Annotated in this window: 17 protein-coding genes; 16 read left to right on the forward strand and 1 reads right to left on the reverse strand. The window is 72.6% G+C overall.

The genetic code is table 11. The features are described 5' to 3' along the window. Window positions 1–363 precede the first annotated feature (363 nt). Window positions 364–1,842, forward strand: coding sequence for a glutamate-cysteine ligase family protein (locus ACH4VX_RS30000; RefSeq protein WP_398371753.1), 1,479 nt, complete (start codon window positions 364–366; stop codon window positions 1,840–1,842). A 43-nt stretch (window positions 1,843–1,885) separates the two neighbouring features. Here ACH4VX_RS30000 and ACH4VX_RS30005 read toward each other — a convergent pair whose 3' ends face one another. Further along, a complete protein-coding gene (locus ACH4VX_RS30005; RefSeq protein ID WP_398371755.1) occupies window positions 1,886–2,272 on the reverse strand; it encodes a hypothetical protein in 387 nt (128 codons plus the stop codon). A 253-nt stretch (window positions 2,273–2,525) separates the two neighbouring features. On the opposite strand from ACH4VX_RS30005, the gene ACH4VX_RS30010 reads away from it, so the two are divergent. The 15 genes from ACH4VX_RS30010 to hypE all read left to right on the forward strand — a co-directional run bounded on the left by ACH4VX_RS30010 (window position 2,526) and on the right by hypE (window position 17,271). Beyond that, window positions 2,526–4,232, forward strand: coding sequence for a hydrogenase maturation protein (locus ACH4VX_RS30010; protein ID WP_398371757.1), 1,707 nt, complete (start codon window positions 2,526–2,528; stop codon window positions 4,230–4,232). A 55-nt stretch (window positions 4,233–4,287) separates the two neighbouring features. Next, window positions 4,288–5,376, forward strand: coding sequence for a hydrogenase expression protein HypE (locus ACH4VX_RS30015; protein WP_398371758.1), 1,089 nt, complete (start codon window positions 4,288–4,290; stop codon window positions 5,374–5,376). A gap of 66 nt (window positions 5,377–5,442) precedes the next feature. Further along, on the forward strand, window positions 5,443–7,224 hold the full coding sequence (locus ACH4VX_RS30020) for a nickel-dependent hydrogenase large subunit (protein ID WP_398371759.1): 1,782 nt from the start codon (window positions 5,443–5,445) through the stop codon (window positions 7,222–7,224). Then, window positions 7,221–7,805: a hypothetical protein gene (locus ACH4VX_RS30025; protein WP_398371761.1), complete on the forward strand. Its 585-nt coding sequence runs from the start codon at window positions 7,221–7,223 to the stop codon at window positions 7,803–7,805. Before ACH4VX_RS30020 ends, ACH4VX_RS30025 begins: the two co-directional genes overlap by 4 nt. Beyond that, on the forward strand, window positions 7,802–8,443 hold the full coding sequence (locus ACH4VX_RS30030) for a DUF5947 family protein (RefSeq protein WP_398371762.1): 642 nt from the start codon (window positions 7,802–7,804) through the stop codon (window positions 8,441–8,443). The genes ACH4VX_RS30025 and ACH4VX_RS30030 overlap by 4 nt, the downstream gene beginning before the upstream one ends. Continuing rightward, a complete protein-coding gene (locus ACH4VX_RS30035; protein ID WP_398371763.1) occupies window positions 8,440–9,078 on the forward strand; it encodes a DUF6084 family protein in 639 nt (212 codons plus the stop codon). The genes ACH4VX_RS30030 and ACH4VX_RS30035 overlap by 4 nt, the downstream gene beginning before the upstream one ends. Next, window positions 9,075–10,484 carry a hypothetical protein gene (locus ACH4VX_RS30040; RefSeq protein WP_398371764.1) on the forward strand — a complete coding sequence of 470 codons (1,410 nt, stop codon included), beginning with the start codon at window positions 9,075–9,077 and terminating at the stop codon, window positions 10,482–10,484. Before ACH4VX_RS30035 ends, ACH4VX_RS30040 begins: the two co-directional genes overlap by 4 nt. Next, entirely contained in the window at window positions 10,481–11,032 is a 552-nt protein-coding gene (locus ACH4VX_RS30045) for a hydrogenase maturation protease (protein ID WP_398371766.1), read from the forward strand. Before ACH4VX_RS30040 ends, ACH4VX_RS30045 begins: the two co-directional genes overlap by 4 nt. After that, window positions 11,029–11,145, forward strand: coding sequence for a DUF6893 family small protein (locus ACH4VX_RS30050; protein ID WP_398371767.1), 117 nt, complete (start codon window positions 11,029–11,031; stop codon window positions 11,143–11,145). Before ACH4VX_RS30045 ends, ACH4VX_RS30050 begins: the two co-directional genes overlap by 4 nt. Window positions 11,146–11,249: 104 nt before the next feature. Further along, a complete protein-coding gene (locus ACH4VX_RS30055; protein WP_398371768.1) occupies window positions 11,250–11,645 on the forward strand; it encodes a hydrogenase maturation nickel metallochaperone HypA in 396 nt (131 codons plus the stop codon). 2 nt (window positions 11,646–11,647) lie between these two features. Further along, entirely contained in the window at window positions 11,648–12,343 is a 696-nt protein-coding gene (gene hypB, locus ACH4VX_RS30060) for a hydrogenase nickel incorporation protein HypB (protein WP_398371770.1), read from the forward strand. Continuing rightward, window positions 12,340–14,721: a carbamoyltransferase HypF gene (gene hypF / locus ACH4VX_RS30065; protein ID WP_398371772.1), complete on the forward strand. Its 2,382-nt coding sequence runs from the start codon at window positions 12,340–12,342 to the stop codon at window positions 14,719–14,721. Before hypB ends, hypF begins: the two co-directional genes overlap by 4 nt. Window positions 14,722–14,763: 42 nt before the next feature. Continuing rightward, on the forward strand, window positions 14,764–15,084 hold the full coding sequence (locus tag ACH4VX_RS30070) for a HypC/HybG/HupF family hydrogenase formation chaperone (protein ID WP_398371774.1): 321 nt from the start codon (window positions 14,764–14,766) through the stop codon (window positions 15,082–15,084). Then, on the forward strand, window positions 15,081–16,211 hold the full coding sequence (gene hypD / locus ACH4VX_RS30075; RefSeq protein WP_398371776.1) for a hydrogenase formation protein HypD: 1,131 nt from the start codon (window positions 15,081–15,083) through the stop codon (window positions 16,209–16,211). Before ACH4VX_RS30070 ends, hypD begins: the two co-directional genes overlap by 4 nt. Window positions 16,212–16,230: 19 nt before the next feature. Next, window positions 16,231–17,271, forward strand: coding sequence for a hydrogenase expression/formation protein HypE (gene hypE / locus ACH4VX_RS30080; protein WP_398371950.1), 1,041 nt, complete (start codon window positions 16,231–16,233; stop codon window positions 17,269–17,271). Window positions 17,272–17,289 lie beyond the last annotated feature (18 nt).

Here is a 17,289-nt window from a genome sequence, read left to right on the forward strand (position 1 = left end):
CAGGTACGACAAACTCGCCGTCCGCTACGAAGCGACCGTGCTGGTCGCGGCCATCAACGAATGGCTGTGACCAGCGCTTTCGCAACAGACCCTAGGCCCTGTCGTCAAGTTCCCGCCGTTCGCCCGGAGGACCGGGCCCCGTGGCGTCAGGTGCGTGCTCCCGGCGTGCCGGGCCCCGGTCCTCGTACCGGACGTACCCAGGCCGGGACCCGGTGCGGCGAGAGGGCGTGCACGGCGTCGCGGGGCGGGCGGGAATCCGACGACAGGGCCCGGCGGACGGACGGGCTCGCGTGGTCGGAGCCGCCCGCTGGTGCGACGCTGGGGTGGACAGGTTCCGAGGACGAGAGCCCTGGAGGGAGACCGATGGGACGGGACGTCCCGGCGCTCACCTTCACCCGCGAGGACCGCCGCCGCTACCGGATCAAGATGCAGGAGTGCCTCGAGACGTTCGCGCGGATGCTGCGCGAGTCACGGTTCGAGGCCGAGCGGCCCCAGGTGGGGCTGGAGATCGAGCTGAACCTGGTCGACGACCGGGCCGAGCCCGCGATGCGCAACACCGATGTGCTGCAGGCGATCGCGGACCCGGCCTGGGCGACGGAGCTGGGCCGGTTCAACCTCGAGATCAACATTCCGCCGCGGCGGCTCACGGCGGGCGGCCCCGACTCCTGGGAGTCCGAGATCCGCGCCGCGCTGAACCACGCGGAGCAGCGCGCCAGGTCGATCGGCGCCCGCCTGATCATGACGGGCATCCTCCCCACCCTGCGTCAGGAGGACGCCGGAGAGGGAGCGCTGTCGGAGAACCCGCGCTACCGGCTGCTCAACGACCAGATCTTCGCGGCGCGCGGGGAGGACCTGCACATCGAGGTGACCGGCATCGACCGGTTGCGCACCTACGCGGACACGATCACTCCGGAGGCCGCCTGCACCAGCACGCAGTTCCACCTCCAGGTGTCCCCGGAGCAGTTCGCCGACTACTGGAACGCGGCACAGGCGATCGCCGGGGTCCAGGTCGCGCTCGCCGCCAACTCGCCCTTTCTGTTCGGCAAGGAGCTGTGGCACGAGACCCGTGTCCCGCTGTTCGAGCAGGCCACCGACACCCGCCCGCAGGAGATCAAGGAGCAGGGCGTACGGCCCCGGGTGTGGTTCGGGGAGCGCTGGATCACCAGCGTCTTCGACCTCTTCGAGGAGAACCTGCGCTACTTCCCGGCCCTGCTCCCCCTGTGCGACGACCAGAACCCCGGGGAGACGCTGGAGCGGGGCGACATCCCCGAGCTCGCCGAGCTGACCCTGCACAACGGCACCATCTACCGCTGGAACCGCCCGGTCTACGCCGTCGCCCACGACAAACCGCACGTGCGGGTGGAGAACCGGGTACTGCCCGCAGGACCGACCGTCGCCGACACGCTCGCCAACGGGGCCTTCTACTACGGGCTGACCCGCGCCCTGGTGGAGGAGGACCGTCCGGTGTGGTCACGGATGTCCTTCTCGGCCGCCGAGGACAATCTGCGGACGGCGGCGCGGTACGGCATCGACGCCCGGCTGTACTGGCCCGGGATGGGCGAGGTGCCCGCGTCCGAACTGGTCCTGCGGCGGCTGCTGCCGCTGGCGCACCGCGGGCTGGAACGCTCCGGCATGGACGACGCCTGGCGCGAGCCGCTGCTCGGCGTCATCGAGCAGCGCTGTGTCACCGGCCGCAACGGAGCGGTGTGGCAGAAGGAGATGTTCCATCACATCGAGGCCTTGGCGCACTGCGGCCGCCACGAGGCGCTGCGGCGCATGACGCAGCAGTACATCGACTACATGCACCTCAACGCCCCGGTCCACACCTGGCCCGTCGACTGACCCGGGCGGCTGTACGGGCCGGGCCCGTACAGCCGCCCGTCCGTCAGCCCGGCCGGCGTCCGGTGTCGGGGTCGTCGGGGTCGACCCCGGTGAAGGCGGACTCGTCCTTCGTGCCGCTGGGGCGTGCGGAGCGGCCCCGGCGGCCCGTGTCCCGCTTGCCCTCCTCCCCCTGGTCCGCGTACTCCTCGCCCCGCCGCGAGTCACTGCGCGCGACGTCACCCGGGACGGAGGTGCGCTCCTCCTCGGCGTGCTTGCGGCCCGCTCCGCGCGACGGCGCGTGTTCCTCCGCGTGGAAGGAGCGGCGGGCGCTCGGGTTCTCCTCCTGCCGTGTCTCGTCGACGTCCGGGGACCAGCCGTGGTGCTCGCTCCCCTGGTGACGGCCGGCCCCGCGGCCCTGCGACGGCTGCGGCGACTTGCGATCCTCGGGCATGTGTCGGCCCACCTGTCCACTCTCATAGGGGCACATCCCTCAGTGCCCCGGCAGTAAAAGCCTCCCACTCATCACAATCCAGGGCATATCGAGTGGTTCATGGTCGGTCGGGCCGCCTGCCATACGGACGGAAGCGTCACCCGCGAGGGTGAGGAACGGGATTCATGTCGACGCCGACGGGCCGGTATGTCCGACCATCGCAGTCAGCCGGGCCGTCCCAGGTCCCGTCGTCCCTGCCGGAAGGGCCGTCGCCATGCGCATCCTGCTCATCGCCAGCGCCTACAACAGCCTCACGCAGCGGGTCCACGCCGAGCTGCGGGACCGCGGGCACGCCGTCTCCGTCGAGGTGACGCCGGCCGGCCGGGACGTGGTCGCGGCCGTGCACCGGCACGATCCCGAGCTGATCGTGGCTCCCCTGCTGAGGACGGTCGTCCCCCGCGAGGTGTGGACGGCCCGGACGTGTCTGATCGTGCACCCGGGACCCGTCGGCGACCGGGGGCCGTCCTCCCTGGACTGGGCGATCCACGAGGACGCGGCCGAATGGGGCGTCACGGTGCTCCAGGCCGAGGAGGAGATGGACGCGGGGCCCGTGTGGGCCACGGCGGCGTTCTCCGTGCCCCGGGTCGCCAAGAGCGACCTGTACCGGGGCGAGCTGTCCGACGCCGCCCTCGAGGCCGTGCTGACGGCCGTCGAACGGTTCGCCTCCGGCCGCCACTCCCCCGCCGCCCAGGACGGGACGCCCGCCGCGCCGGGCGCCCGGACCCGGCCCCCGATGCGCCAGGAGACCCGCCGTATCGCGTGGGCGGACGATCCGGCCGCGACGGTGCTGCGCAAGCTGCGCGCCGCCGACTCCCAGCCCGGCGTCCTGGACGAACTGCTCGGTGAGGAATGGTTCCTGCACGGCGGCCGTCCCGAGACCCGGCTGCGCGGACGTCCCGGCGAACTGCTGGCGACCCGGGCGGGCGCCGTCTGCCGGGCCACCGTCGACGGCGCGGTGTGGATTCCCGAACTGCGGGCCCGTACCGCCCCCGGCGCCCCGCGTGCCTGCAAGCTGCCCGCCGCGTACGCCCTGGCCGGGCGGGGGCCGCGGCTGCCGGAACTGTCCGTGCCTGCGCTGTGCCCCGCCGGTGACGGCGCGCCCTGGTCGGACATCACGTACCAGGAGGAGGGCCCGGTGGGGACGCTGTCGTTCTCCTTCCCCGGCGGCGCGATGTCCACCGGCCACTGCCGGCGGCTGCTGGACGCGTACCGGGCGGCCTGCGAGCGGCCCACGTCCGTGCTGGTGCTCGGCGGCGCCCGTGACTTCTTCTCCAACGGCATCCACCTCGGCGTCATCGAGGCGGCACCGGACCCGGCGGCGGAGTCCTGGTCCAACATCAACGCCATGAACGACCTCGTGGAGGCCGTCCTGACCACCACCGACCGGCTCGTCGTCGCCGCGATCGGCGGAAACGCGGCGGCCGGCGGCGTCATGCTGGCGCTGGCCGCCGACGAGGTGTGGTGCCGCTCCGGCTCCGTGCTCAACCCGCACTACCGCCTCATGGGCCTGTACGGCTCCGAGTACTGGACGTACAGCCTGCCGCGGCGGGTGGGCGCCGCGACGGCGCGGCGGCTCACCCGGGAGGCGCTCCCGGTCGGTGCCGAGCAGGCGCGGGACATCGGCCTGGCCGACCGGGTGATCGAGTGCCCTCCCGCCGGTTTCTCCGCCGAGGTCACCCGGCTGGCGCAGGGCTGGGCGGGTTCTTCCGGCGCGCAGTCGCGGCTCGTCGCGAAGAAGGCCGAGAGCGAGCGCCGTGAGGCCGTCACACCACTGGCCGCGGTGCGCGAGCGGGAACTCGCCCGCATGCACAGGATCTTCTTCGACGCCGGTGCTCCGTACCACGCGCTGCGCCGGGCGTTCGTACGCAAACAGCCGTCGCCGGCTCCGCCTGCGGTGCCGGCCGGTGTGGCCGACGCTTGAGCCAAGGACACGGCCGAGACATCGGCATGGTCGCATTCCTCCCCAGGAGGCGTTGATGAACGCAAGCCCCCCGGCCACGGACGCCGAGGCGGAGACGTCCGGCGGTATCGGCACGGACGAGAAGCCGATCCACATCCTCTGGATCAACGCCGGGCTGAGTTGCGACGGCGACTCGGTCGCCCTGACGGCCGCCATGCAGCCCAGCATCGAGGAGATCGCCCTGGGCGCTCTGCCGGGTCTGCCGAAGATCGCCGTGCACTGGCCGCTCATCGACTTCGAGTGCGGGCCGATCGGCGGCGCGGACACGTTCATCGAGTGGTTCTTCAAGGGCGAGCGCGGGGAGATCGATCCGTTCGTCCTGGTGATCGAGGGGTCCGTGCCGAACGAGGCGATCAAGAAGGAAGGGTACTGGTGCGGCTTCGGCGACAACCCGGAGACCGGTCAGCCCATCACCACCAGCGAGTGGATCGACCGGCTGGCACCCAAGGCCCTCGCCGTCGTGGCCATCGGCACCTGTGCGACCTACGGCGGCATCCACGCCATGGCCGGGAACCCGACCGGCGCGATGGGCGTACCCGACTACCTGGGCTGGGACTGGAAGTCGGCAGCCGGCATCCCGATCGTCTGCGTCCCGGGCTGTCCCATCCAGCCGGACAACTTCGCCGAGACCCTCACCTATCTGCTCTACCAGGCCGCGGGCTCCGCGCCGATGATCCCGCTGGACGACAAGCTGCGCCCCACCTGGCTGTTCGGGGCCACCGTGCACGAGGGGTGCGACCGGGCCGGCTACTACGAGCAGGGCCAGTTCGCCCTGTCGTACGACTCCCCGCAGTGCCTGGTGAAGATCGGCTGCTGGGGGCCCGTGGTGAAGTGCAACGTGCCCAAGCGCGGCTGGATGAACGGCATCGGCGGCTGTCCGAACGTCGGCGGCATCTGCATCGCCTGCACCATGCCCGGCTTCCCCGACAAGTTCATGCCGTTCATGGACGAGCCTCCCGGCGCGAAGCTCTCCTCCGCCGCCAGCGGCGCCTACGGAGGCGTGGTGCGCAAGCTGCGGACCATCACGACGCGGACGGTGGACAAGGAACCCAAGTGGCGGCACACCGGCCGGAAACTCACCACCGGCTACCGGCCGCCCTGGTGATCACCACCTGACGTCGGCCCGCGATCCGCTCACCGACCCGAACGACCGAAGGGCAGCACAGACACAATGGCGACCTCGACGACGACCGGTGACGGCACCGGCCTGGTGGAGATGGCATGGGACCCGATCACCCGGATCGTGGGCAGCCTCGGCATCCACACGAAGATCGACTTCAAGCAGAAGCGGGTCGCCGAGTGCTACAGCACCTCGTCGGTCTTCCGCGGCTACAGCCTCTTCATGCGGGGCAAGGACCCGCGCGACGCCCACTTCATCACCAGCCGCATCTGCGGCATCTGCGGTGACAACCACGCCACCTGCTCGGTGTACACGCAGAACATGGCGTACGGCGTGAAGCCGCCGCACCTCGGTGAGTGGATCATCAACTGCGGCGAGTCCGCGGAGTTCATGTTCGACCACAACATCTTCCAGGAGAACCTGGTCGGGGTCGACTACTGCGAGAAGATGGTCCGCGAGACCAACCCGGGCGTCCTCGAACTCGCCGAGCGCACCGAGGCGCCGCACGCCGCCGACCACGGCTACCGCACCATCGCCGACATCATGCGCTCGCTCAACCCGCTGGAGGGCGAGTTCTACCGGGAGGCGCTCCAGGTCAGCCGGTACACGCGGGAGATGTTCTGTCTGATGGAGGGCCGCCATGTGCACCCCTCCACGCTGTACCCGGGCGGTGTCGGCACCATCGCCTCGGTGCAGCTCTTCACGGACTACATGACCCGGCTCATGCGGTACTGCGAGTTCATGAAGCGGGTCGTGCCGCTCCACGACGACCTGTTCGACTTCTTCTACGAGGCCCTGCCCGGCTACGAGGAGGTCGGCCGCCGGCGCGTACTGCTGGGCTGCTGGGGCGCGTTCAACGACCCCGAGTACTGCGACTTCACCTACGCCAACATGACGGACTGGGGACGGCGCATGCTCGTCACCCCCGGTGTGGTGGTGGACGGCAAGCTGGTCACCAACGACCTCACCGAGATCAACCTCGGCATCCGCATCCTGCTGGGCAGCTCGTACTACGAGGACTGGGAGGGGAAGGAACGGTTCGTCACGCACGACCCGCTGGGCAACCCGGTGGATCCGCGCCACCCGTGGAACCAGCACACCGTCCCCGCCCCGCAGAAGCGCAACTTCGACGACAAGTACAGCTGGGTGATGTCCCCGCGCTGGTTCGACGGCAGGGACCACCTGCCGCTCGACACCGGCGGTGGTCCCCTCGCCCGGCTGTGGTCCACCGCACTGTCCGGGCTCGTGGACATCGGGTACGTCAAGGCGACCGGGCACAGCGTCGTCATCAACCTGCCGCGCACGCTCACCAAGCCGGAGACCACCTTCGAGTGGAAGATCCCGCAGTGGTCCAACGCGCTGGAGCGCAACCGCGCCCGCACCTACTTCCAGGCCTACGCCGCCGCCGTGGCCCTGCACAGCGCGGAGAAGGGCCTCGAGGAGGTGCGCGCCGGACGCACCCAGACATGGGAGAAGTTCGAGGTGCCGGACGAGTCGATCGGCGTCGGCTTCACCGAGGCGGTGCGCGGTGTCCTGTCGCACCACATGGTCATCCGGGACGGGAAGATCGCCAACTACCACCCGTACCCGCCGACCCCGTGGAACGCCTCCACCCGTGACACCTACGGCACCCCGGGCCCGTACGAGGACGCGGTGCAGAACACGCCGATCTTCGAGGAGAACTCCCCGGAGAACTTCAAGGGCATCGACATCATGCGCGCCGTGCGCAGCTTCGACCCGTGTCTGCCGTGCGGCGTCCACATGTACGTCGGCGACGGCCGGACGGTGAAGTCGATGCACGTGCCCACCGGCCTGAGCGGTCTGGCCGGATGAGCGGCGCGCAGGGCACGCCGAACGCGGAGACGGCCGGGCGGATGGTCGAGGAGGTCCTCGACCGGCTCGCCTCCTCGGGCGACCGCGCGGCGTGCGAGGCCGCCGAGGAACTCGTGCGCGTCCTCATGGAGTTCTACGGCGCCGGGTTCGCGCGGGCCCTGGACCTGCTCGGCCGACGCCCGGAGCGGCCGGCCCGCGAGGCCGTGGACGCGCTGCTCCGCGACGAGCTCGTCGCGGGCCTGCTGGTGCTGCACGGGCTGCATCCCCACGACGCTCCGACCCGTGTCGCCCACGCCCTCGACGCCCTCCCGCAGGACGTGGAGAGCACCGGATTCGACCCGGCCACGGGCGAGTTGCGGCTGCGGCTCCTCGGCTCGGGCGGCTGCGGCTGCGGCGGCTCCCGGGACGCCGTCGAACAGGCGGCCCGGGACACGCTCGCGTGTTTCGCACCCGAGGTGACGGCGGTGACGCTGGAGGCGGACCCGGCGTCCGAGCCGGTGCTGCTCCAGATCGGCGCGGGCCCGCCGGGCTCGTCCTCGTCCGGGCCGAGCGGCCGTCCGCCGGCCACCGCGGCACCGTGAGCACGCGGCAACGTCCGGCGCGCGGGGGCCTGTTCCGGTTCACCGCGCCCCGGCCGCCCCGCGAGGAGCGCTGCGAGCTGTGTGCCGCCGCTCTGCCGGACCCCGGCCACCGGCATCTCGTCGACACCGAGAAGCGGGCCCTGGCCTGCGCCTGCGACCCCTGCGCCCAACTCCTGGACGCCTCGGGCGCGTCGGCGGGCCGGTTCCGTACGGTTCCCGGCCGCTACCTGAGCGACCCCGCGCACGGTCTCGACGAGGCGGCCTGGGAACGGCTGCGCATCCCCGTCGGCGTCGCGTTCTTCTTCCGCAACTCCGCGCTCGACCGGCCGGTCGCGCTCTATCCGAGCCCGGCCGGCGCGACCGAGAGCGAACTGGAGCCGGAGTCCTGGCAGTCCGTCCTGGACGCCTCCCCCCTGGCCGGGCTCCTCGAACCCGACGTGGAGGCGCTGCTGCTGCGCCGCCACCAGGGGCGCGTGGAGTGCCATCTGGTGCCGGTCGACATCTGCTACGAACTGGTGGGCCGTATGCGGCTGCGGTGGCAGGGTTTCGACGGGGGCGCGCAGGCGCGTGCCGATCTGGAGGAGTTCTTCGCCCATGTCCGCGAGCGGGCCCGCGACTTCACGGGGAGCCCGTCGTGACCGGGTTCGGCTTCACGTGCGCCGGGGTGCGCGCCGACCCGTACGCCGCGGGTCCGGCGCTGGTCTTCCGGCTGCGGATCACCGCGTCCCCGGGCGCCCGGGTGCACGCGCTGGCGTTGCGCTGCCAGATCCGGATCGAGCCCGCCCGCCGGGGTTACGACGACACCGAGGCCGCCGCCCTGACCGACCTGTTCGGGGAACGGTCCCGCTGGGGCAGCACCCTCAACCCCATGGAGTTCGCCCAGGTCCCGGTGATGGTGCGGGGGTTCACCGGCGAGACCGAGACCGACCTGGTGGTGCCCTGCACCTACGACATGGACATCGCCTCCTCCCGCTACTTCCACGCCCTGGACGAAGGGGAGGTGCCGCTGCGGATGCTGTTCTCCGGCACCGCCTTCACCGGAGCCGGCGGGTTCCGGGTCGAGCCCGTCCCCTGGGACAGGGAGGCCGTGTTCCGGATGCCGGTGAAGACCTGGCGGGAGATGGTCGAGCAGCACTTCCCCGGCGCGGGCTGGATCCGGCTGCCGCGGGACGCGATGGACGCGCTGCTCGCCTACCGGTCCCGGGAGGCGCTGCCCTCGTGGCAGGCGACCGTCGACCGGCTGCTGGACGCGGCGGGTGAGAGGACACGATGACCACGACGACGTTCACCGCCTCCGCCGAGGCCCGCCTCGCGGTGGCCCGGCAGGTCGCCGACGCCGTGCTGTTCGAGGGGTACGTGCTCTACCCGTACCGTGCGTCGGCCGCCAAGAACAGGCTGCGCTGGCAGTTCGGGGTGCTGGTGCCCCCGTCCTGGACGGCGACGGCCGCCGAGCACGACTTCCAGCACACCGAGCTGCTGATGGAGCCCCGCCGGGGCGCCACCCTCTCCGTCGAGGTGCGCTTCCTGCACGCCCGGCGGCGCACGGTGCAGCGGGTGCTGCCGGGCGGCGGTTTCGAGACCGTCGGCGAACTGCGCCTGGAGGACCGGGTGATCGTCCCGTGGGACGAGGGCCGGGAGGAGCGGGTCCGTCTCCGTGTTCCCGTCGAGGAGCTGGCGGGCTCCGGTACCGTCGTCCCCTTCGGCCGGCCGGCGGGCGAGGAGACCGAGCCGGTCACGGACGCCGGCGGGACGGTCGTGGGACGGCTGGTCCGGCGCCGGGAGGCGGTCGACGGCGTACTGCGCCTGTCGGCGAGCCCGCTGGACGGCCCGTACACCACCCAGCGGCTCAGTGTGGTCGTCGAGAACACCGGCGAGTGGCTGCCCGAGGAGGGCGCCGACCGTGACGCGGCGCTCTCCCGTTCCCTGGTCGCCACGCACACGCTGCTGCACCTGGACGCCGGGCGGTTCCTGTCGCTGACGGATCCCCCGGAGTGGGCCAGGGGTGCCGCCGCCGCCTGCCGCAATCTGCACACCTGGCCCGTGTCGGCCGGTGAACCGGGCTCCTGCGACCTGGTGCTGTCGTCCCCGATCATCCTGGAGGACCACCCGGCCATCGCCCCGGAGAGCCCGGGCGCCCTGTACGACGCCACGGAGATCGACGAGATCCTCGCCCTGCGCACCGCGGCCCTCACGGACGAGGAGAAGCGTGAGGCGAGGGGTACGGACGACCGGGCGGCGGCGGTGATCGAGCTCACCGACTCGATGCCCGCGGAGGTGCTGGAGCGGCTGCACGGCGCGGTCCGCGGCCTGCGCGAGGTCACCGCGCCCGCGCCGCCGGTGTCCGGTGACGCGGGGGACGGCTTCGTCCGGCCGGACACCCCCTGGTGGGATCCGGGTGCGGACGCCTCGGTGGACCCGGCCCACGACCATGTGCTGGTCGACGGGCGGGAGGTGCGGGCGGGCAGCCGTGTCGTGCTGCGGCCCCGGCTGCGGCACACCGACGCCCAGGACCTGTTCCTCACCGGTCGGCGCGCCCTGGTCGAGGCGGTCCTCCACGATGTCGACGGGGGCGTGCACATCGCGGTCACCGTCGAGGACGATCCGGGCGCCGACATCCGCCGTGAACAGGGCCGGTACCTCTACTTCCAGCCCGACGAGATCGACGTGGAGGCGCCGTGACCACCACCGCCGCACGCCCGCGCACCCTGGTCGCCGGGGTCGGCAACATCTTCCTCGGCGACGACGGCTTCGGCGTCGAGGCCGCCCGTGCGCTGGCCGGACGGCCGCTGCCGGAGGACGTCGAGGTCGCCGACATCGGCATCCGCGGCGTCCACCTGGCCTACCGGCTCCTCGACGGGTACGACACGCTCGTCGTGCTCGACGCGACGGCGCGGGGCGGGGAGCCGGGCACCCTGTACGTGATCGACGCGGCGGAGTCCGGCGGGCGGCCGTCACCGGACGGTGTCCCCCTGGACGGCCATCGCATGTCACCCGACGCCGTGCTCGCCCTGCTCGACACCCTGTGCGCGGGCACCGGCGCGGTGCCGCCCCGGCGCACGCTGGTCGTGGGCTGCGAACCCGCCACCGTCGAGGAGGGCATCGGCCTGAGCCCGCGCGTCGCCGCCGCGGTGCCCGAGGCGGCGCGTCTGGTCGTCGGACTGCTCGGCGAACCGGTCGGCGAACCGGTCGGTGACACCCCATTCCCACCCCTTCGGAGAACACCATGAGCAAACGCTTCGTCGGCGGTGCCGCCGCCGTCCTCACCCTGTCCGCACTGGCGGCGATCACCGTGAACCTCTGGCCGGACGTGCGGCGTTACCTGCGCATCCGCAGTATGTGACGCCCGCCGAACGGGCTACGGTCCCGGCGCGCCGGGCCGCCGGCCGCACCGGCCGTGCCTCTAATGGGCAGCGAACCCCACCCCCGGCCCAGGACGGAGCGGCGATGCACGAGATGTCCGTCGCCCTGTCCGTCGTGGACCAGGTCGAGCAGGCGGCGCGCTCCGGCGGCGCGCACGGGGTGCGCCGGGTCGCCGTCGAGATCGGCGAACTGGCCGGCGTCGTCCCCGACGCCCTCGCCTTCTGCTTCGGACTCGCCTGCGCCGGAACGCTGCTGGAGGGTGCCGAGCTCGTCACCCGGTTCGTGCCCGGCCGGGCCTCCTGCGCACCGTGCGGGCGCACCTGGGACACGGGGATACCGCCGGACATGATCTGCGCGGCCTGCCGCGGGGGCGCCGGTGAACTGCTCTCGGGCCGTGAACTGCGGATCGCCGAAGTGCACTGGTCCGCGCGTCCCACCGCACCCGGCCTCACACCGGTACCGCAACCCGAGGAGAGCTGACGATGTGCCGCACAGTCGACCTCCGGCAGGCCGTGCTCGCCAAGAACACCATGGCGGCGGGCATCCTGCGCACCGAGCTCACGGCCCGGGGCACCACCGTCGTCAACCTCCTGTCGAGCCCCGGCAGCGGCAAGACGGCCCTGCTGGAGCGTGAGCTGCTGCTGGCGCGGGAACGCGGCGTCGCGACCGCGGCCCTCACCGCGGACCTCGCCACCGAGAACGACGCGAGGCGGCTGGCCCGTTCGGGAGTCCCGGTCAAGCAGGTGCTCACCGACGGGCTGTGCCATCTGGAGGCGGACATGCTCGCCGGGCATCTGCACGACTGGCTGCCCGACGCCACCCGGCTGCTCTTCGTGGAGAACGTGGGCAACCTGGTGTGCCCGGCCTCCTATGACCTGGGCGAGTCCCTGCGGGTCGTCCTGGCGTCCGTCACCGAGGGCGAGGACAAGCCGCTCAAGTACCCCACCGCGTTCGGCCTGGCCCAGCTGGTGCTCGTCACCAAGTCCGACCTCGCCGGTCCGGCCGCGTTCGACGAGGCCGCCTTCCGCGCCCACGTGGAGCAGGTCAATCCGGGTGTCGAGGTGGTGCTGACCTCCGTACGGACCGGCGAGGGCGCCGGTGTCCTGGTGGACCGGGCGCTCGCGGCGGCCGACGGGGACGCGGTCCACGCGCCGGTGATGGCACGGGCCGAGGCGTGAGCACCGTTCCCGGTGTCCGTCCCGCACCGGCACCGGACGGCGGTCCCGTACGGCGCGTCCGTGTCGTCGTACGGGGTGTGGTGCAGGGCGTGGGATTCCGGCCGTTCGTGTACGGGCTGGCCACCGGTCTCGGGCTGGCGGGGCACGTGACGAACACCGGTGACGGCGTGGTGGTCGAGGTCGAGGGCGCGCTGTCGGCCGTCGACCGGTTCTGTGCGCGGCTCGCGCCCGACGCGCCACCGCTCGCGGTGGTGGAGTCGGTGGAGACCACCGGGCTGCCCGTGACGCGGGAGAGCGGCTTCGGCATCGTCGCGTCCCGCGCGGGTGGTCCCGTGCGGACGCTCGTGGCGCCCGACACCGCGACCTGCCGCGACTGTCTGGCCGAGCTCGGCGATCCCGGCGACCGGCGCCACGGTCATCCGTTCATCACCTGTACGCACTGCGGGCCGCGTTTCACCATCGTCACCGGTCTGCCGTACGACCGTGCGCACACGACGATGGCGGGCTTCCCCCTGTGCCCGGACTGCGCCCGGGAGTACCACGATCCCAGCGACCGGCGTTTCCACGCGCAGCCGGTCGCCTGTCCCGCCTGCGGTCCGCGGTTGCGGCTGGTCACCGGCCCCTCGTGCGCCGGTGTGTCGCCCTCCGCCGAGGACGACCCGGTCGGCGCGGCGGGCGCGCTGCTCGCCGCGGGCGCCGTGCTGGCGGTCAAGGGCATCGGCGGCTACCACCTGGCGTGCGACGCCACCCGGCCGGAGGCGGTGGCCGGGCTGCGGCGCCGCAAGGCCCGCGGGGACAAGCCGTTCGCGCTCATGGCGCGGGATGCCGGCGACATCGAGCATCTGGTGCACATCGGTCCGGTGGAGCGGGAGCTGCTCACGGGGCGGGTGCGGCCGGTGGTCCTGATGCGGCGCCGCTCCGTGGTCCGGCCGGCCCCTGGAGCGCTCGTCCCCGCCGACGCCGTCGCGCCGGGCAGCCCCGACCTGGGCGTCGTGCTGCCGTACACACCGGTGCACCACCTGCTGCTCGCGGCGGCGGGGGCGCCCCGGCTGCTGGTGATGACGAGCGGCAACGTGTCCGGGGAACCCATCGTGACGGACGACGACGAGGCCCTGGTGCGGCTGGCGGGGCTGGCCGACGCGTGGCTGACGCACGACCGTCCCGTCCGGGTGCCGTGCGACGACTCCGTCGTGCGCGTCTGCGACGGCGAGCCGCTGGTGCTGCGCCGCTCCCGCGGCTACGCGCCGCTGCCGGTCAGGCTGCCGGTTCCGGTGGTCCCGGCGCTCGCGGTCGGCGGGGATCTGAAGAACGTGTTCTGTCTCGGGCGGGGCGACCGGGCCTGGCTGTCCGCCCATGTCGGGGACATGGACGACCTCGCCACCCAGGAGGCGTTCGGCCGTGCCGAGCGGCATCTGGAGTCCGTGACCGGTGTGCGGCCGACGCTGCTGGCCGCCGACACGCATCCCGGCTACCGGTCGGGGGCGTGGGCTCGGCGGCACGCCGGGGGCCGTCCCGTGGCCCGCGTCCAGCACCACCACGCGCACATCGCCTCCGTCCTGGCCGAGCACGGGGTCGCGGAGGGCAGCCGGGTGATCGGGGTCGCCTTCGACGGCACCGGGCACGGGGACGACGGTGCCGTGTGGGGCGGTGAGTTCCTGCTCGCGGACTACGACGGGTTCCAGCGGTTCGCGCATCTGGCCTACGCACCGCTGCCCGGCGGTGACGCGGCGGTGCGGCGGCCCTACCGGATGGCGCTGGCGCATCTGCACGCGGCGGGCCTCGCCGCCGAACCGGACCTGCCGTGCACGGCCGCCTGCCCACCGGGTGAACTCGACGTCCTGCGCACGCAGCTGGCCCGGGGACTGAACTGTGTGCCGACCTCCAGCATGGGCCGGCTGTTCGACGCGGTCTCGTCCCTGGCGGGGGTGTGCCACCACGCGGGGTACGAGGCGCAGGCCGCGATCGAGCTGGAAGCGGCGGCCGTGTCGGCCGGTGACCAGCCCCATGACCCGCGCTACGCGTTCCGGCCGGCAGGCGGCCCCGGTTCGTCGACCGCCGCCCCGGAACCGCTGCTGGCGGCGGTCGTCGAGGACGTACGGCGGCGGGTTCCCGCGGCCGTGATCGCCGCCCGCTTCCACCTGGCCGTCGCCCGGCTGGTGCGGGAGACGTGCGTGGCGGCCCGCGAGGCGACGGGGCTGCGGACGGTGGCGCTGACCGGGGGCGTGTTCTCCAACGCGCTGCTCTCCTCGGCATGCGCCCGTGAGCTGCGTACCGCCGGTTTCACCGTACTGCGCCACCGCGGGATCCCGCCGAACGACGGCGGGCTGGCCCTCGGCCAGCTGGTGGTGGCCGCCCGGGCGGGAGCCGGAAGCCGATGACGGACGCGGGCGTCCCCGCGCGCGAGAAGTGAGGAGATCCGCATGTGTCTGGCGGTACCCGGCAGAGTGCTGGGCGTCGAGGAACGGGACGGTACCCGCATGGCCACCGTCGATTTCGGCGGTGTGGTCAAGGAGGTGTGCCTGGAGTACCTGCCCGATCTGGAGGTCGGTGAGTACGCCATCGTGCACGTCGGCTTCGCCCTGCAGCGGCTGGACGAGGAGTCGGCCCGCCGGACCCTGGAGCTGTTCGAGAACCTCGGCATGCTCCAGGAGGAGTTCGGCGATCCCTGGGAACAGGCCGCGCAGGCCGCGTCGGCCGCCCGGCTCGGCGGCGAGGAACCGGCCCGGGAGGTACGGCGATGAAGTACATCGAGGAGTTCCAGGATCCGGAGCTGGCGGCACGCCTGCTCGACGACATCCGGGCCACGGTGACCAGGCCGTGGGCGCTGATGGAGGTGTGCGGCGGCCAGACGCACAGCATCATCCGGCACGGTGTCGACCAACTGCTGCCCGACGAGGTGGAGTTGATCCACGGGCCGGGCTGTCCGGTCTGTGTGACACCGCTGGAGATGATCGACAAGGCGCTGGCGATCGCCTCCCGGCCCGAGGTGATCTTCTGCTCCTTCGGCGACATGCTCCGGGTCCCCGGTACGGGACGTGACCTGTTCCAGGTCCGGGGCGAGGGCGGCGACGTGCGCGTGGTGTACTCCCCGCTGGACGCGCTGCGGATCGCGGAGGAGAACCCGGACCGGGAGGTCGTGTTCTTCGGTATCGGCTTCGAGACCACCGCGCCGCCCAACGCGATGACGGTCCATCAGGCCCGCAAGCGCGGCATCCGCAACTTCAGCCTGCTGGTCTCGCACGTCCGGGTGCCGCCCGCGATCGAGGCGATCATGCAGTCCCCGGACTGCCGGGTGCAGGCGTTCCTGGCGGCCGGGCACGTGTGCAGCGTGATGGGCACGCAGGAGTACCCGGCGCTCGCCGAGCGGTTCCACGTACCCATCGTGGTCACCGGGTTCGAGCCGCTGGACATCCTGGAGGGCGTACGGCGGACCGTGCGGCAGCTGGAGCGGGGCGAGCACACGGTCGACAACGCCTATCCGCGCGCCGTACGGGCCGAGGGCAATCCCGCCGCGCGGGCGATGCTGGACGACGTGTTCGAGGTCGCCGACCGGGCGTGGCGCGGTATCGGGGTGATTCCGGACAGCGGCTGGCGGCTGTCGGCGCGCTACCGGGACCATGACGCCGAGCACCGCTTCCCGGTCGGGGACATCGCCACGCTGGAACCGGCGGAGTGCCGCAGTGGTGAGGTGCTGCAGGGGCTGCTGAAGCCGCACGAGTGCGAGGCCTTCGGGACGGCCTGCACGCCGCGCACCCCGCTGGGCGCCACCATGGTCTCCAGTGAGGGCGCCTGTGCCGCGTACTACCTGTACCGGCGGCTGGAACTGGGCGTGACCGTCCCGCAGCGGAAGGAGAGCTCCGTTGTCTGACGCCCTCGCAGCCCCGGACATGCTCTCCTGGTCCTGTCCGGCGCCCCTGCGCGACCGGCCGCGCGTGGTCATGGGACACGGCGGTGGCGGCGCCCTGTCCGCCGAGCTCATCGAACAGGTCGTCCTGCCGGGGCTCGGCGGAGCGGCACCGGCCGCGCTGACCGACTCGGCCGTGGTCGAGCTGGACGGTGCCCGGATCGCCTTCTCCACCGACTCCTTCGTGGTGCGGCCGCTGTTCTTCCCCGGCGGCAGCATCGGTGATCTCGCGGTCAACGGCACGGTCAACGACCTCGCGATGAGCGGGGCGCGTGCGGCGTACCTCTCGTGCGGCCTGATCCTGGAGGAGGGCGTCGAGATCGAGACCGTCGGCCGGGTCGCCGAGGCGCTCGGTGCCGCGGCCCGTAACGCCGGGGTGCGGGTGGTGACGGGTGACACCAAGGTCGTGGAGGCCGGCCACGGTGACGGCGTGTACGTCAACACCTCGGGCATCGGTGTGGTCCCCGCCGGGGTGGACCTGCGTCCGCAGCGGGTGGTTCCCGGCGATGTCGTCCTGGTGAGCGGCGCCATCGGCGTGCACGGCGTGGCCATCATGAGCAAGCGGGAGAACCTGCGGTTCGAGACCGGGATCGAGAGCGACTGCGCGCCGCTCGGCGGGCTCGTGGAGGCGATGCTGGCGGTCACCGCGGACCTGCATGTGCTGCGCGATCCGACCCGTGGGGGTCTGGCGGCCTCGCTCAACGAGATCGCCGTGGCGTCAGGGTGCGGGGTCGTCGTCCAGGAGCGTGCCGTCCCGGTGCCTCCGCCGGTGGCCGGCGCCTGCGCGATGCTGGGTCTCGACCCGATGTACGTGGCCAATGAGGGAAAGCTCGTCGCCTTCGTGCCGCGGGAGCACGCGGACGCGGTCCTGGCCGCGATGAAGGCGCATCACCTGGGTGCCGATGCCGCCGTCATCGGCGAGGTGGTCGCGGAGCACCCTGGCATGGTCGTCGCGCGGACCGGGCTCGGGGGTACCCGGGTGGTGGACCTGCCGATGGGTGAACAGCTCCCGCGGATCTGCTGAGCGGTGCGCGCCGGTGCG

Origin of the sequence: Streptomyces sp. NPDC020731 (genome assembly GCF_044334705.1) — a bacterium.
GTDB lineage: Bacteria > Actinomycetota > Actinomycetes > Streptomycetales > Streptomycetaceae > Streptomyces.